This window comes from Novosphingobium barchaimii LL02 (assembly GCF_001046635.1).
GTDB classification, from domain to species: domain Bacteria; phylum Pseudomonadota; class Alphaproteobacteria; order Sphingomonadales; family Sphingomonadaceae; genus Novosphingobium; species Novosphingobium barchaimii.
Window position 1 is genome coordinate 1 of sequence record NZ_KQ130456.1, and the last position, 15,288, is coordinate 15,288.

The window sequence follows — 15,288 nt, forward strand, 5'->3', positions numbered from 1 at the left end:
GTAACCGCTGATCCTGTCCCACGCATTGGTGGTGGCGGGATTTATATCAGGCTGCTGGCGTCATGCGCGCGAAGGCGCACTGGTCATTGATCAGCGAGATGATTTGCGGGACCATGCGCCACGTATCGACTAGTGCCAGATTGGCGCTCGGATCACCCAGTTGTTCGATCCATGACGGGCCACCTGTAATGGTGCTGTGGCCAAGCAGTGCCGCGAGCGGGTAGCCGAACTGCGGGTCGGCGATGAAGGGCTTCCACGCCTCCATGTCGAGATGCATGGCTGTGAAGAACCCGTTGGCGAAGTCCTCGAGCAGTACCTCGCCTTCCTCGGTGCGCATGTAGATCGGCGCGTACGCCTCGGGCTTCTCGGCAAGCTCGATGCAGATGCGGTTATACCGCTTGAGGATCGTTCGGCGCGCAGGCGCCGAGCGCGCGTTGAGAGCGTGCTCGCGCAGGATGCTCTTAATCCATACGTCGGGGTCAATGACGCTGGGGCCTGCGGCGACTGCGGCCAGGAAGCCGTCGATCGATGAGACGCCAGCTACGGGGGGATCAAGCTCGTCGAGCCATATCTCGAGCTGTTCGAGCGAGAGGGTCCGGCCCTGCGATGTGCGAGGTTTGAAGTTCATGCCGCCAGCGCTTTTACCGGTTCTGCCGCCGGCCGCCAGTTCCATGGGAGCAAGATGTCCAGTTCGTTGATCTTCACAGCGCCCGTGACGATACGCTCCAGCACGTCATTCAGCCAGGTGTAGGGATCCAGGCCCCCCAGGCGAGCCGTCTGGAGAAGCGATGCCATGACGGCCCAGGTCTGAGCTCCTTCCTCGCTACCAGCGAAGAGGCTGGACTTGCGGCCCTGGGCCACATTTCTCATGCCGCGCTCGACGGTGTTGGTATCGACCTCGATCCGGCCGTCTTCCAGGAACAGGGTTAGCCCCTTCCAGTGGTTGAGCGTGTAGCGCATCGCCTTGGCCAGGTCGGACTTGGGCGACAGACCTGGAAGCATGATGTCGATCTGCGCCTTGATCTTCGCCATGACGTCGGCGGTTTCGGCGAGACGAGCCTGGAGGCGCTGTGCGGCGGTGCCTTTGCGCACACGCGCCTCGATCGCGTAGACCTCACCGATCAGGGTAAGGATCGCCGCTGCCACCGGCGATGGCGATTTGCGGAAGGCATCGACGAACTTGCGCCGGGCGTGGGCAAGACAGAAGGCGAGTGTGATCTTGCCTCGGCCCGGACCACCGCGCACAAGCGCCTTGTAGGCACCATAGCCGTCGACCTGGATAACGCCCTGGTAGCGGGCGAGTTGTTCGAACGCCTCGGCATGCCGCCGTCCGCGAGCATGGATATACACCACTGCCGGATGGGCCGGGCCTGACCACGGTCCGTCATCACAAGCGTGCGCCCAGAACTGTGTCGTGCGGGTTCGTCTTCGCCCTTTCTCGAGGACCGGCATGCGGGTCTCATCGCAGAAGATCCGGGACTGGCTGTGGATGTAGGCAAGCAGGCGATCATAGAGCGCCTTCACCCACCATGCGATCTTACGCATCCAGCGGCTCGGTAACGCCCGATCGAGGATGACGCCCTGGCCTGCGAGCATCTGCAACTGCCGATTGAGCGGGATCGACCAGGCGTAGCGCGCCGTCGCCATCCAGGCCAGCGTCGAGGTAGTGACCATCGAGCCTGGGATCGCGCGGCGCGGCGCCGGCGCTTGAACGACGCCCTCCCGGCATTCCCGGCAGGCGTAACGAGGGCGCACTGTGCGGATGACGCGAACGATGGCCGGCACCCAGTCGAGTGCCTCACTGGCATCTTCGCCGATCCTGTGGAGCTTGCCGGCGCAGCAGGGGCAATCCAGCGTGTCGGGATCAATCACGCGCTCCACGCGCTCGATATGGGCCGGCAGTGCCATCAGGCCGCGCTTGCGGCGTGGGCGACCGACGGCAGGCTTGTCTTCGGCGTCGCCATCGTCGTTGGCTGCGGTAGCCGGCGTGGTTACGAGGTCGCCGAGATCAAGGAGACCTTGATCACCCAGGATGACGCTGGCGCGTTCTGAACGGCTGCCGAAGGCCTGGTGGGCCATGCCTTTGAGCAGTGCGCGCAGTTGGGCGTTTTCTGCCTGCAGTTCACGCACCAGAGCCGCCATTTGCTCCATATCTTCAGGGAGATCGTCGGCTTGGGCGGGCATGCCTGACTATACCACACCGACTCCTCGTCGCCACAGAAAACCGCAGATATCAGCCAAAAATCAGGGGTCTGCGCACCTCGGGTGCGGGCAGTTTCTTCCAATCCAGACCCGACAGCAATGCCGTGCATTGCGGTCCGCTCAGGACCATCGTGCCGCCTTGCACGGCAGGCCAGTAAAACCTTCCTCGGTCGAGCCATTTCGTCGCCATAACCGCGCCTGACCCGTCATGACGGAGCAACTTCACCTTATCCGCGCCCTTGTTGCGGAACACGAAGACATCGCCCGCGCAGGCATCATGCCCCAGCACGTGCGTCACCAGCCCCATCAATCGGTTAATCCCGGCTCTGAAGTCGACCGGCTGTGTCGCCACGAAGATCCGTACGCTTCCGTCGATCGGGATCATTCCCGGATCGCCGCCAGTACCGCGCGCAGGTGGTCCATCTCGACCGCGCCCATGATCCGAACCGTCACGTCTCGTACCACCAACTCCAAGCCGCCAGGTTCGAGTTGCTTCTCCTGAGCCAGCGTGACGGGTACGAACCGCAATTCCTCGACGGCTCCTGCTGCTCGCGCTTGCCGACGCCAATAGTGCAAAAGGCCAAGGCCGACGCCGTTATCGCGGGCGACCTGCGCCACAGTCATTCCTGGCACAAAGCTCTCAGCCAGAATGCGGTCGCGTACGTCATCCGGCCAACGCTCGTAGCGCCGACGTCCGGGCGGCAAACTGACGGTCAAACGCGCAGTTGTACTGTGCGACGCACACGTCAAACCGCCGTTTGACCCTGCATCAATTTCATCCGACATTGCCCGATCTCCTCCTCGTCTCGGGCGAGCCTAACCATCAGCAAGCTCTCGGAATACGTGGGGCGGGTGCAGCGGTTACGAATCAGACCTGATGGAGCGTTTCCCATCGGCGTTGCCTGGAATGATCCGCGTACGCGTTGGGAACTCGGCGGCATTGCGCATCGGCGTACCCCTTATGGAGCACCTGAGACCTTTCGAAGATCAAATTCGGGCTGCCGAGGCCGTTGCAGCCGCAGTCTCTTCCCTCATGAAAATGGCTAAAAGCGGGAGGTCTCAACAAGCGACCAACCGCTTTCTGGATGCTTTGGCAGCAGTACCATTCGATTCCAAAATCTCCTCACTTCGCTTGGAACGCGCTTTTCTTAATATTGCCTCGTACGTGGCGGCGTCGCCTCCCGGATCCGATCTGGAGGGTGTCCTTATTATCTTATCTCGTCTCGGGGTTTGGGCCTCGGGCGTGGCGGGCGAAATCGCTGCAGGTACGAGCCAACCTCACGAAATCGCCCAAATGTTAGATCAATTAGCTGTCGCAGGAGAAGCTGCGTCCGACCTGTGGTTGGCAACTGAGTAAACTCAACTCTGGAGACCGGCCCCGCAATCAATCTCAAATGGGTTTGGCTTGGGTCGGCATGCCAAATCAGCCCAAACACGCCCCAGCCTTGACCCAAGCGCTCCCCAAGCTAGAAAGCCCTTCCCGTGGAAAACCGTCGATTGTTGATTGCCACTGAGATGTGACCCGGGGCGCCTATAAATTACCATTGAGAATTGACCCATGTTTTCCTCCCCTCCGGCTGCCAGTCGGAGGGTCTCGGAGTGATCGACATGGACTTACTCAGTGTGATCCGCCGGTGGCATTTCCGGCAGGAGATCTCCATTCGGGAGATCAAGCGGCGGACCGGCCTATCCCGCAACACCATCCGCAAATATCTGCGTTCCGATGCTGTTGAGCCCAGCTTCAAAGTCCCGGTTCGGCCGAGCAAACTCGACCCTTTTGCCGAGAAGCTGACCGCTTGGCTGCGGGTGGAATCCAAGAAACCCCGCAAACAGAAGCGGACCGCCAAGCAGGNTGTACNCCGATCTGGTGAAGCTNGGGTACGACGGTTCTTATAACCGGGTTGCGGCGTTTGCCCGACGATGGCGGACCNAGCTNCAGTATGAGCAGCAGACCAGCGGGCGTGGNACATTCGTACCCTTGGTCTTTCAGCCCGGCGAGGCGTTCCAGTTCGACTGGAGNGAGGATTATGCCNTGCTGGGCGGCAAGCCNACGAAGCTGCAGGTCGCCCATACCAAGCTGGCNCATAGCCGNGCCTTCATCGTGCGAGCCTATCTGCTCCAGACCCATGAGATGCTGTTNGACGCGCTNACNCAGGCGTTCCGGGTGCTGGGCGGCGTGCCCCAGCGCGGGATCTTNGACAATATGNGNACCGCNGTCGACAAGATCGGGACNGGGAAGGCACGGCAGGTCAACGCAAGGTTTGCCGCCATGGCCAGCCACTATCTGTTNGAGNCCGATTTCTGCAATCCGGCCTCAGGCTGGGAGAANGGNCAGGTCGAGAAGAACGTCCAGGACGCNCGGCGCCGGTTGTGGCAACCGATGCCNAGCTTCCCTGGCCTGGCCGAGCTGAACGCCTGGCTGGAAGAGCGATGCATCGCCCAATGGGGCGAGATCCAACATGGTGTCATGCCCGGCACCGTAGCCGATGCGCATGCTGAGGAAGCTTCCTGCCTGATGCCGCTGGGCAGGCCCTTCGATGGTTTTGTCGAGCAGACCAAGCGCGTGTCGCCAACCTGCCTCATCGCCTTCGACCGCAACCGCTATTCCGTTCCGGCATCCTTCGCGAACCGGCCGGTCAGCCTCCGGGTCTATCCGGATCGCCTGGTCATTGCTGCCGAAGGCCAGATCGTGTGCGAACATGCCCGGCTCATCGACCGCTCCCATCACAAGCCGGGACGCACAATCTATGACTGGCGGCATTATCTGGCGGTGGTCCAACGCAAGCCCGGCGCTTTGCGTAATGGTGCCCCCTTCCTCGAGATGCCCGAAGCCTTCCGGCAATTACAGGGCCATCTCCTTAAGCGCCCAGGTGGCGACAGGGAGATGGTCGAGATCCTGTCTCTCGTTCTGCATCACGACGAGCAGGCCGTCTTGCATGCAGTCGAGTTGGCTCTGGAAGCAGGCGTCGCCACCAAGACCCACGTTCTCAACGTGCTGCATCGCCTTATTGACGGCAAGGCGCCGCCGGCAGCGCCGATTGATGCGCCTCAGGCCTTGCGCCTGACGCAGGAGCCCAGGGCCAATGTCGATCGCTACGATACACTCAGGGAGATTCGCCATGCGTCATGACCCTGCCAGCGCCGCGGTCGTTGTCATGCTGCGCGGCCTCAAGATGTTTGGCATGGCCCAGGCCGCCGGCGACCTGATCGAACAGGGCGCGCCGGCCTTCGACGCTTCCGTGCCAATGCTGTCGCAGCTGCTGAAGGCCGAGATGGCCGAGCGGGAGGTCAGGTCCATATCTTATCAGATCAAGGCGGCCCGCTTCCCAGCTTACAAAGACCTGGCAGGCTACGACTTTGCCGCCAGCGAGATCAACGAGCCACTCGTGCGCCAACTCCACCAGGGCGACTTCATGGAAAACGCCGACAACGTCGTGTTGATTGGCGGACCCGGTACCGGCAAAAGCCATATCGCCACTGCCCTGGGCGTCCAGGCCGTCGAGCATCACCGCAAGAAGGTCCGCTTCTTCTCCACGGTCGATCTGGTCAACGCGCTTGAGCAGGAGAAGACGGCGAACCGTTCCGGCCAACTGGCCGAACGTTTGCTGCGTCTCGACCTCCTCATCCTCGATGAGCTGGGCTATCTGCCCTTCAGCCCATCAGGAGGGGCCATGCTCTTCCATCTACTCAGCAAGCTGTACGAGCGCACCAGCGTCGTCATTACTACCAACCTGAGCTTCAGCGAATGGTCCGGCGTGTTCGGCGACGCCAAGATGACCACCGCGTTACTCGATCGCCTCACCCATCACTGCCACATCCTGGAAACCGGGAACGACAGCTTCCGCTTCCGCGCCAGCACCGCTGCGCCCAAGGCCAGAAAGGAGAAGCCAGCATCTTGAACCTGCCCGTCAACGGCAGCACATAACTAATACCCACCCGGGTCAATTCTCGACGGTAATCCCGGGTCACATCTCAGTGGCAATCGACAATTGGATAGTAAGAGCGGCTAATGGATAAGGGGCGGGTTGCAACGTGACCGCCGTATTGATTTCATCAGAATGAAAAGCGAATGTTCAAATTGAACCCAGGTGCGGAGTGAGGACCGAAGCTGTTTCGAATAAGTCGTTGGCTTCCAGAGCACGCAAGAAATCTTCAGGCGACATTTCGGGCCGCTTCAGGCGCCCTCGCATTTTGCGGATTGCCGCGATCGCGCGCCCCTCCTCAAGAGCCACCGTGTCGGCAATGAAGTCATCGGCGCTTCGCGCCTCGATGTTGAGTTGCCCGAGGATCTCAACCGGGAAATCCTTGAGATTTTCGGTTACGAGGGCTTGGGCTTGCGTTTTGACGGCGGCGGCGATGACGTGTTCGTCACCGGGGTCGGGCAGGCCAAACTGGGCACTGCCGAGCAGCTTAAAGTCTTCGACCATCGCTTCAGGGAATGCCGCCTGCATGGCTTTTATCGCTCGCTCCCCTCGTGCCTCAGCATCTTCGAGATCTCGCTCACGCGCCATCTTGATCAGGGCTGTTCTGGTCTCGGTCAGAATGGGCTCTGACCAGCGAATGCGGAAAAACTCGGCTTCGGCAAGCGACAGCAGCAAGTTTCGTCGCCAAACACTGACGAGCGTACAAGCATCAATCAGGGCGGTATAGCGGTTTGCGAACACTGGTCAGACCAAGTCGGCATCGCCGCTGATGAGTTCGTCGAGGGCTCGCGAACGTTCATCATCACGTTCTGCCTTGTAGCGGAAGACATCATCGGCCCGGATACGGCGATGCCGCCCTACCAGCGTGTGGGGCATCGCTTCCTGCTCAAGCAGCTTGATAAGATAGGGGCGTGACACATTGAGGAGGTCTGCAGCTTGCTGCGTCGTCAGCATCTCCTGGATCGGCACAAGCGTTACCGCACTACCGCTGCCGATATGGCGCAGCAATTCAAGGAACAGGTCAGACATGGCGGGAGTGAGTGTGACCTCGACCGGCTTCTTCGATTCCGGTTCTCGTACGCGCAAGGTCGCTTCGCCCGACTTTTGGGCTGCAAGCATGCGGCGAAGCTGGTTGGCGATCTGGCGGTCATCGGCCGACGGCATGTGGCCGCCGAACGGCTCTGAATGCGCGGGCAATGTCATGGGATCTCTCCGTAGCAGGGCAATTTCATAGTGCATATTCGAAATAAACGCAACAAAAATATGTTCCCGAGGGGCCATGCATACCGCATTTCGGGCGCCGAATTCCCATCGCTCAGCGCCATAATCGAGCCCCTGACGATCTTGATCCTTGCATATCCAAGTTACCTGAAAAGGGGCTTCCCACGATGCCTGTCGGGGGCTCTCGCTTACCTGTTCAGGGGGGCATGACGGGAGAGGAATTGATAACCGACGATTTGGCCCGGCCAACTCTCTCTTCCGGCCGACCGAAATCTGGACGACAGCTACCGGAATGGGGGCGGCCCCACCTGGCAGTGGCACTCGGGCAATCAACGGCAAGAAAGCATTGATCAGCGATGCGCCGGGATGACAACGCGCCTCGCGCCTCAGATACCGTCATAAAGGCTGCGGGATGCCGGCTTGATCGCTTTAGGATAGGAAGGTCAAACACAGCCGGCTGAGTGCAAGGGTAGCTATGAACATTTTAACGGCAAGGGGCATGGGCTCGATGATTGGCGGATGGCCGCGACGCTATAGGCGAGCGCTGGCTCCCGCCTCATGAAGGGCATCGCGCACGTCGCGGCGCTGGTAGCTTCGGCGTTTTCATCTTTCCTGTCGGTGAGCTCGGTCGCGGCTGAGGACAAGCATTGGACCACATGGCAAAACGCTCGCTTCGCCTTCTCGATTTGTTACCCCGCCGACGTATTTCCCGACACGCGCGAGTCCGCGCAAGGGCATGCCGTTGCCATGGAGTCCGATGACAGCGCTCAACTCATTGCGGCCGGCATCGACTACACTGCGGCAACTCTGGCTGAGCCAATCCGCTTGGAGAAAGAACGATTGACCCATATCGCTTTGGTCGGAACTGGCAGGGACTTAACGAACGGCGACACTTGGTTCGTGGTATCAGGTACGCGGGTCGACCAGGTTCTTTACACTAAAGCCATTCGATCAGGCGACCGACTGATCGCCTTCCGCTTTCGTTACCCGGAAAGTCTTACGACAAAATATGCTCCAATCGTCGAGCGCATTTCAGAGTGCTTGCAAGCGTCCCGAGATCCTCACTGACCTGCGCCGAGACACTTGTTGAGGCGGTGCGATTTCGTAAAGAATTTGCCGGTCTCGCGCCGACATGCTCAGATTGCCGACCTGACACGTGCGCGCATTGGCTGACCTGCCAGGTAGCGATTAGGCACACGATTGACGTTGCCTCCCTCTTCTCGATCATCCTGGTCGAAAAACCCGGTAGCCGCTCCAGAGGGATCGACGCGCGAGGCCGGCTTTAACCAGGCCACGCTGCCCAGTCTCGAATAGAGATGAAGGTCGCCTCATTCACAGCCCCATCCCGCGTCCCCGGCCAATATCGACCCCGACACTGAAAGCCAGATCATGGCCAAGCGAACGGCCAGTGGTCATATTGATGCCAAGCTGCTGCTTGCGCTGGGCCAGCACCGACTCCAGCTGTGGGTCGCGGTGCAGACTTTCCGCCATGTCAGCCATCACCGCTCGCGTGGCTCGCATCCCGCTCATCTCACCCGCAACGTACTGCCTGTTGCTTTCTGCCCCTAGCGCCTTCCAACGGCTGACGAACCGGTCCGCGCGCAGCTCGGGATTGGTCCGCAATTCGGTCTCGAGCTGGAGCGCTCGGATCGTTCGATTGATGCTGCCTCCCGCCGCTTCGCGTGCAAGGCCCGGATCTCCGGCATAGGCCGCTTCGGCGTCGCGCGCGCCATGCGGCCGCAGCGTATCGAAATGTTGGCGTGCATCCTTCAGCTCGCCATATTGGTCAGGGGTCGCACGGCCACCTTCGTCCTGGGCTGTGAACACGGCGTCGACCGCCCGGGCATGACGCTTGAGCGCCTGCGTGCGCTCCCGCCGCAAGGCGGCCTCGTGAGCGTCATCACCGTCGTCGATGACCTGAGCCGGTGGTAACGGCCGCTCGTTCGATGGAACACTGCGATGCCGGTCCACACCAAGCCGCAGTCCATCGAAGATACTGCGTTCCGGTTTGACATCTGCGCCCGCGTCGCGCGCGGCGCCGTAGTCCGACGCCATGTCCTTGCCACGCTCGCGCCCAAGGGTGCGCACGAGCCGGTCGCGATCGGCAAAGTCATCTGTGCCATAGTGCATGTCGACGTGGGCCTTGTGCCGTGACAGCGCCACATAGGACGCATGGCGATCGAGCCCTGGCGTCGCCAGCACGTGGACGTCGTCGATCGACACGCCCTGCGCCTTGTGGATCGTCGCCGCGTAGCCGTGATCGACATGGGCGTAGTCCTTCAGGTCAAAGTCGATCGAGCGCCCGTCGTCGAGCGTGACCGCCATACTGACGGCATTGACGCTCTGGATCGTGCCGAGCGAGCCGTTCTTCACCCCGAGGCTACGCTCGTTCTTGAGGAACATAACCCGCTCCCCGCTGGCAAACTCGCGGTCGCCGCGCTCGACCTGAAGGGCGACGTCCTCGCCGAGGTCTCCGGCCGCATGCATGCGCTCGCGCGCGGCCTCGTTGAGCAGCCGCACCTCGTCGTTGGTATGGGTGAGAATAAGCCGGCTCGCATCGGGCCTGTCCTTGCGGTCCCGGTCCCAGCGTTCGATCAGCGCTTCCCTTGCCCCCGCGCGCGTCTCCGCAGCGTGGATGTGCCCCGCCTCCTCGTAGGCAGCCAGCGCCTCGCCCGTCCGCCCGGTCGCCAGATGCCGGGTCGCATCGCGCTGCCAGTCGATTTCCTGGCGGCGGATGGTGGTGATTTCGACACTGCCGTGCCGCTCGGCGACCGAGCGGAAGGCCGCGCCGGCCTCGATCGCCTGGAGCTGTTCGGGATCGCCGACCAGCACGATCTTGGCCCCGCGCCTCTCGGCTTCGGAGACAACGCGCTCCATCTGGCGCGTGCCGATCATCCCGGCCTCGTCGATGACGAGGATCGAGCGGTCGGTCAGCAGTTCGCGCCCTTGCCCCCACTGATGCTCCATGCCGGCGATCGTGCGCGAGGCGATCGCCGAGCCGTTCTCGAGGTTCTCGGCGGCGATGCCCGACAACGCCGCGCCGCGTATCTCGTAGCCGGCTGCCTCCCAGGCCTCGCGGGCCACACCGAGCATCGCGCTCTTGCCGGTGCCGGCATAGCCGATCACCGAGCTGAGCCCTCGGCTGCCGGTGACATGCTCGAAGGCGCCGCGCTGCTCGGGCGAGAGGATCAGCCCGCGCTGCTCGGCGTGCGCCAGCGCCGCATCCTGCATGCGTTCGGGCACGCCGTGGCGCCGGCTCGCGTCGAGGCGGATCGTGGCGTTCTCGAGCCGCCGCTCGGTCTCGATCATCGAGCGCGAAGTGAAGCGGTCCTCGCCGCGCCCGTCCTTGCCCAGCTTGACCAGCTCGGGAGAAGTGCGCACCGCCGCCATCACCTGATCGAACTGGTCCTTCCCTTCGCTATGCCGGTGCACGAACATCGCAAGGTCGCGGGTGGTGAAAGTTGCCTGCTGGTGAGTGATCGCATCGATCGCGATTGCCGGGTCGGCGAGGATCTTTGCGCCATTGCCGTGGGCGATGGCGTGATGTTCCTCGAGCCGCTCGCTTTCCAGCCCCTGGGCCGCCATGCGCGAGGCGGCGGGACCGATCTTGTGCTGGGGTTCCAGATCGATCCCCTGCGCCTCCAGCGAGCGATGATCGACGCGGGCATCGATGTCGAGCTGTGCCAGCCTCTCATTGACATGGTTAGCCCAGGCCTCGCGCCATTGGGTGAGCAGTTCGGTGCGGTTCCAGTCGCGGACCTTGGGACCAAAGCCTTCCTCGGTCACCTCGCGCATACCCAGCATCACATGGGCATGGGGTTTGGGGTTTCCGTCCTCGCCGATATCCCAGTGCACATTGAGATCGGCGACCATACCGCGCGCCACGAACTCGCGTTCGACGAAGTCGCGGGCCAGCGCGATCCCGTCGGCCTGGCTCATCTCGCGCGGGATGGCGAACTCCACTTCGCGGGCGACCTGCGCGTCCTTGGGCACCTCGATCGCCTCGACGTCGTTCCACAGCCGCTCGCGGTCGCGCCACTCTTCGGGCGCGCCCTCGGGGAGCAGGATCTCGGAATGGACGACGCCGGCCTTGTTGGAGAAGTCATGGGCACGATCGAGCCGCTCGTCGCGCAGCCGCGAGGCCGAGCGGTAGGCGGCCGCTGCCACGGCAGACGAGCCGGCGGCGCGCGATATGACTTTGGCCGAGAAGTGGTAGATCGCCATGGCGACATACCATCTACCCTTAAAAGCGCACGTCGGCACGACGTATAAGCGCGCCCTCGAAAGATTTCATCAGTCTCGGGATGGCAGGATCTCAAGACATTCCAGCATGTTGAGACTGATCGGAAGCTTCGATAACTGGTTCGTCCGGCACCATCAATGGAAAGGACAAACCATGCGCAAACCACGGGACTACGACGCCGAGCTGAAAGCTCTGGGCGACAAGGCCCGGCAACTCAAAGCGCGCAGGACAAGCCAGCTCGGTGAGCTGGTCGTGGCAACCGGCGCCGACGCACTGACATCGGAGGAACTGGCCGGCGCGCTGATCGCCATCGCCGCGACCGCCGAGCCGGCGAAGCGGGAGGCATGGCGCAAGCGGGGCGCCGCGTTCTTTTCAGGCGAGCGGGCACTCGAGCCGGAACAGCCTCGCCCAGGCGCTGGCAGCGAGCCGCGCCGGCCTGCGGCGGAACCGGGCGGCCATGAACCGGCTCGCAGCGAACAGGGCACGACATGACACCCGGGAGTGGCGGGTGAAGCGGCGGGAACGCACCCGGCATCTGATCGAGCTCGGCGGGCTCGTAGTGAAGGCCGGACTGGTCGAGCTGGTCGAGGATGACCGCGCCGTCATCCTGGGCCTGCTGGTCGAGGCGGTGGCCAGGCTGCGCGGCGATGATCGCGAGCAGCCCCTGACCCTGTGGCGGCGGCGCGGCGCCCGTGCCTTTGCGGAAGATCAGCCTGAACGGGTTGCGCAGGCAGACTGCTCCGGCCTGCAGCGCACCGATCCTACCTAGCGCCGTCAACGCGTCGCAGCGCCGCGCCGCCAATCCCGAGCGGAACGACCAGGACTTCGCCGTGCGCGCCAGCGACCATCCCGCGCTGGTCGAACGGCTCCACCTCGCTTGGCTCGTAAACATACCGGAAGCTGTTCGGCCCACCCGTCTCGACAGCGAACGATGCCAGGCGCAGTTCATCGCCGTCGCGCACGATCCAGTTCCTGCCGAGCCGCCACGCCTGTCCCTTCGGGATCACCAACATACCGTCATCCAGCGACGAGCGAGGATTGGCATCCTCGCCCTCACCGACGAAAAGACCCTGCGCCGGTTTTCCATCCGGGGTCATGACGTCAATGCGCAGTTCAACCGCCGGATCGCGGCGGGCTTCGGCGAGGGCCAGCTTCGGCGCCCGCAGCGGCCGGGCGAAGAGACGGAGCCGGGGCCCCTCGAGCCGCCACTGGCCCGCCAGCGTCGTCTCGTTTTCCATGCCGCCGCCCTCGCGTTCGAACATCGCTTCGTCGGCGGTCATCCGCTCCTCGAACCGGCCATCGGCATCGAGACGAAGGGTGATGGTCAAGCCCTCCTCGCTGCAGCGATAGAGGCCCGGCGATACGGCGACGGGGGTCGGACCGGGCTCGTCTTCCCGAAGCTCGGAACCGGAGCAGGCGACCGGCGCGGAATCCGGGTTCGCGAATGCCGGTGTGGCCGCCAACGCAGCCGCAAAACCCAAGGCGAAGATCGAATGCTTCATGCCCAGTTCCTGCCGGGCAATGCCGGCCACCGCAAGCGCATTGCCCGGCGCCGCGCGAACCGTCATAGGCGCCCGGATGGACGACAATCTCAATACCATTATCCTGCGGGTGCTCGGACGGACCCCGCAGTGGATCCGGCACGACCTCGACGCCAAGGACGATCCCCTGCGCCAGCGCGCGGAAGAGACGCTCGCGGCGATGATCGCCAGCGCCGTTCGGGAGGGAACCGCGGACTCGGCCGCAGCTTAAGGGAGTTCAGGTTACCGGAGCTCTCGTCTTATGCGCCGCGCGGCGTCTCACTCGCTCGTTCTGCTCGCCGTTCTGGGCAGTGCCGCCGTCACGACAAGTCCCGCGTCGGCCCGGCCCGCGAAAGCGCCCGTCCAGGTACAGTGTGCAGATGGCCGTCAGTTCCTCTTGCAGGCGGAGCAGCGGCACGCCCGGGTCCGGGTAGGCGAGCGGCAAATCGACCTCGTCCGGAGGCCTTCGTCGATGGGGCACCAGTACCAAAGCGCGCAGGCCACGCTGATCCTGGACGGGGACTTCATTGCCTTCGTTCCGAAGGACGACGCAGGCTGGCAGGATTGCCGCGTCGCCACGACGATCCCGGCGTCGGCGCCGAACGGGTAGGCAAAGCCGTTACGGCCGCGCGATCCCCCGCATTACCGTGCGGATGAGATCCGGTTCAGGCGCCCAACCGCTCGAGCAGAAAATCGGCGCGGGCTTCTACCGACGCCTTCGGCAGGATCACCACATCGTAGCCCAGGTGCGGATACGCGGCGAGCAGGCGCTCGTACTCATCGAGGGCCGCTGTCATGTCGTGCCGGCGATCAGCATCGTGGCGATAAATTTCCGGCCAAGGCGGGGTCAGGAAAACTTCACGGTGGTAGCGGTGCTTGCGGCAGAAAGACTCGGCCACCGGTTTGCCGCTGGCGTGCTCCAGCGCGACGGCGGCGTCGATCAGCCCGCGATCGAAGAAAACCCATCCCTTATGACGCTGGGCCTCGGCGCGATCCCGCAACGAAACCTCGATCGCGCGGCGGGCAAAGGCCTGTATGTCGATCCAGGGAAGCGCCGATCCGTCGCCGGCCAGCGTCTCGGCGATCACCCGGCGGCCGGGCTCTTCGACGACGTCGTGCCCGCGCCGCGCCAGTTCGGCGAGCAGGGTCGATTTGCCGCCGCCCGAGCAGCCCGAGATGACGACAAACCTGTTCGATAGAGGGCGGGTCATTCTTGAGGGTCAGCCGACCGGCGCATCCGCCTCCAGCTTCGCGATGCGCTCGCTGCAGATCACCTGGACGACGCGGCCGAGTTCCTCGACCTGCTTGCCCAGCCAGTTCAGCTCTTCTGCGGTGATCGTATAGTGCTTGGAGTAGCGCGTCTTGACGTAGGCCTCCTTGAGCTTCTCGAACAGGGCGCGATGGCGGTGATTGTCGCTGGGCCAGACATAGACAAGCCGGGGATCGAGGCGCTCTGCCTGGGTGCGCAGGAATGCGAGATTGTGCACGTGGGGCGTGTAGAACGTCGTGACGAGCAGCACGCAGTGATAGAGGCGTTCTGCTGACTGGTGCAAAATGAAAGCGGGCTCTTTCGTCCTGCCTTGGTGAGCCAAATCTTGTGATGTGTTGAGATAAACGAGCGCGCCCGGAAACCACTCCTCGTAATACTCCTTCGCCATCGCCAGCGCCGCCTCGGGCGTCTTGGGCTTGGGCGTGTGGAGGGGCGTATCGTCGCTTTCATAGAGCGCGATGCCATCCTTCGCGATGTCCATGAAGAAATAGCGGCCGTGTGCAAGCCCGTCGTTCACTTCCTGCAAGGTGTGGACGATCAGATTGACCGGCGTCTTGAGGGTGCCGGTGATGCCGTATTCGCGCATCAGCCGGTCATCGACCTTGGCCCAGTATTTGACCCGGTCGGTCAGCCGCTTGTCGCTGACGATGACGAGCAGGTCGTAGTCGGACTTGTAGCCCTTGGCGGTGTGCGGCTCGTCGACCCAGCCACCGCGCGCATAGGAGCCGTAGAGCACGACCTTGAGGATACGCCCCTTCTTCTTCCAGTCGTGGGTGGCGAGCGCGATGCCGTCCTCGAATTCCTCGAAGACGAGCTGCAGCACGCGCGCGAGCTCGCGCTGCTTGTTGGCGGGAAGATGGTCGAGATCGCTTCGCATGTCGCTTCCTACCCTGTCGTCCCCGCCGCCCG

Annotated in this window: 17 protein-coding genes and 1 pseudogene; 8 read left to right on the forward strand and 10 right to left on the reverse strand. The window is 63.1% G+C overall.

What is annotated here, in order from left to right; genetic code table 11:
• Window positions 1-46: 46 nt before the first annotated feature.
• Genes V474_RS16705 through V474_RS25020 form a run of 4 tightly spaced genes read right to left on the reverse strand, consistent with a single transcriptional unit; the run spans window position 47 to window position 2,988 of the window.
• Window positions 47-628 carry a UPF0149 family protein gene (locus V474_RS16705; RefSeq protein WP_059150816.1) on the reverse strand — a complete coding sequence of 194 codons (582 nt, stop codon included), beginning with the start codon at window positions 626-628 and terminating at the stop codon, window positions 47-49.
• Entirely contained in the window at window positions 625-2,184 is a 1,560-nt protein-coding gene (gene tnpC, locus V474_RS16710; RefSeq protein WP_059150576.1) for an IS66 family transposase, read from the reverse strand. The genes V474_RS16705 and tnpC overlap by 4 nt, the downstream gene beginning before the upstream one ends.
• 49 nt (window positions 2,185-2,233) lie before the next feature.
• The gene (gene tnpB / locus V474_RS16715) at window positions 2,234-2,587 is read right to left on the reverse strand and encodes an IS66 family insertion sequence element accessory protein TnpB (RefSeq protein ID WP_043980823.1); all 354 of its coding nucleotides are present in this window, start codon (window positions 2,585-2,587) and stop codon (window positions 2,234-2,236) included.
• Window positions 2,584-2,988, reverse strand: coding sequence for a transposase (locus V474_RS25020; protein WP_082058011.1), 405 nt, complete (start codon window positions 2,986-2,988; stop codon window positions 2,584-2,586). Before V474_RS25020 ends, tnpB begins: the two co-directional genes overlap by 4 nt.
• Before the next feature lie 121 nt (window positions 2,989-3,109).
• On the opposite strand from V474_RS25020, the gene V474_RS16725 reads away from it, so the two are divergent.
• The 3 genes and pseudogenes from V474_RS16725 (at window position 3,110) to istB (ending at window position 6,101) form a co-directional block, all read left to right on the forward strand.
• A complete protein-coding gene (locus V474_RS16725; RefSeq protein WP_148649438.1) occupies window positions 3,110-3,559 on the forward strand; it encodes a hypothetical protein in 450 nt (149 codons plus the stop codon).
• Between the two features lie 251 nt (window positions 3,560-3,810).
• Window positions 3,811-5,332, forward strand: a pseudogene (gene istA, locus V474_RS16730) (IS21 family transposase).
• On the forward strand, window positions 5,322-6,101 hold the full coding sequence (gene istB / locus V474_RS16735; RefSeq protein ID WP_059151300.1) for an IS21-like element helper ATPase IstB: 780 nt from the start codon (window positions 5,322-5,324) through the stop codon (window positions 6,099-6,101). Before istA ends, istB begins: the two are co-directional and overlap by 11 nt.
• 174 nt (window positions 6,102-6,275) lie before the next feature.
• Here istB and V474_RS16740 read toward each other — a convergent pair whose 3' ends face one another.
• Both V474_RS16740 and V474_RS16745 read right to left on the reverse strand, forming a co-directional pair.
• Complete coding sequence (locus V474_RS16740) at window positions 6,276-6,866, reverse strand: PIN domain-containing protein (RefSeq protein ID WP_059152598.1); 591 nt, start codon at window positions 6,864-6,866, stop codon at window positions 6,276-6,278.
• Window positions 6,867-6,869: 3 nt separating this feature from the next.
• Window positions 6,870-7,328, reverse strand: a complete 459-nt coding sequence (locus tag V474_RS16745; protein WP_059152599.1) for an excisionase family DNA-binding protein — start codon at window positions 7,326-7,328, stop codon at window positions 6,870-6,872.
• 576 nt (window positions 7,329-7,904) lie between these two features.
• On the opposite strand from V474_RS16745, the gene V474_RS16750 reads away from it, so the two are divergent.
• Window positions 7,905-8,414, forward strand: a complete 510-nt coding sequence (locus V474_RS16750; protein ID WP_059152600.1) for a hypothetical protein — start codon at window positions 7,905-7,907, stop codon at window positions 8,412-8,414.
• Between the two features lie 264 nt (window positions 8,415-8,678).
• Here the strand turns inward: V474_RS16750 and traA are convergent, their stop codons facing one another.
• Window positions 8,679-11,570 carry a Ti-type conjugative transfer relaxase TraA gene (gene traA / locus V474_RS16755; protein WP_059152601.1) on the reverse strand — a complete coding sequence of 964 codons (2,892 nt, stop codon included), beginning with the start codon at window positions 11,568-11,570 and terminating at the stop codon, window positions 8,679-8,681.
• A gap of 172 nt (window positions 11,571-11,742) precedes the next feature.
• Between traA and V474_RS16760 the strand changes: the two genes are divergently transcribed.
• Window positions 11,743-12,081, forward strand: a complete 339-nt coding sequence (locus V474_RS16760; protein WP_059152602.1) for a conjugal transfer protein TraD — start codon at window positions 11,743-11,745, stop codon at window positions 12,079-12,081.
• 16 nt (window positions 12,082-12,097) lie between these two features.
• Window positions 12,098-12,358, forward strand: a complete 261-nt coding sequence (locus V474_RS16765) for a conjugal transfer protein TraD (RefSeq protein WP_059152603.1) — start codon at window positions 12,098-12,100, stop codon at window positions 12,356-12,358.
• Here the strand turns inward: V474_RS16765 and V474_RS16770 are convergent.
• Window positions 12,351-13,091 (reverse strand): hypothetical protein, encoded by a 741-nt coding sequence (locus tag V474_RS16770; RefSeq protein WP_148649439.1) that lies wholly within the window; start codon window positions 13,089-13,091, stop codon window positions 12,351-12,353. The genes V474_RS16765 and V474_RS16770 overlap by 8 nt on opposite strands.
• Window positions 13,092-13,167: 76 nt before the next feature.
• On the opposite strand from V474_RS16770, the gene V474_RS26260 reads away from it, so the two are divergent.
• Window positions 13,168-13,341, forward strand: coding sequence for a DUF6771 family protein (locus tag V474_RS26260; RefSeq protein ID WP_169795088.1), 174 nt, complete (start codon window positions 13,168-13,170; stop codon window positions 13,339-13,341).
• Window positions 13,342-13,581: 240 nt separating this feature from the next.
• The gene (locus V474_RS26265; protein WP_169795089.1) at window positions 13,582-13,719 is read left to right on the forward strand and encodes a hypothetical protein; all 138 of its coding nucleotides are present in this window, start codon (window positions 13,582-13,584) and stop codon (window positions 13,717-13,719) included.
• Window positions 13,720-13,774: 55 nt separating this feature from the next.
• On the opposite strand, the gene V474_RS16780 is transcribed toward V474_RS26265, so the two are convergent.
• Window positions 13,775-14,320, reverse strand: a complete 546-nt coding sequence (locus tag V474_RS16780; protein ID WP_059152606.1) for an AAA family ATPase — start codon at window positions 14,318-14,320, stop codon at window positions 13,775-13,777.
• 9 nt (window positions 14,321-14,329) lie between these two features.
• The gene (locus V474_RS16785) at window positions 14,330-15,256 is read right to left on the reverse strand and encodes a HEPN domain-containing protein (protein ID WP_059152607.1); all 927 of its coding nucleotides are present in this window, start codon (window positions 15,254-15,256) and stop codon (window positions 14,330-14,332) included.
• Window positions 15,257-15,288 lie beyond the last annotated feature (32 nt).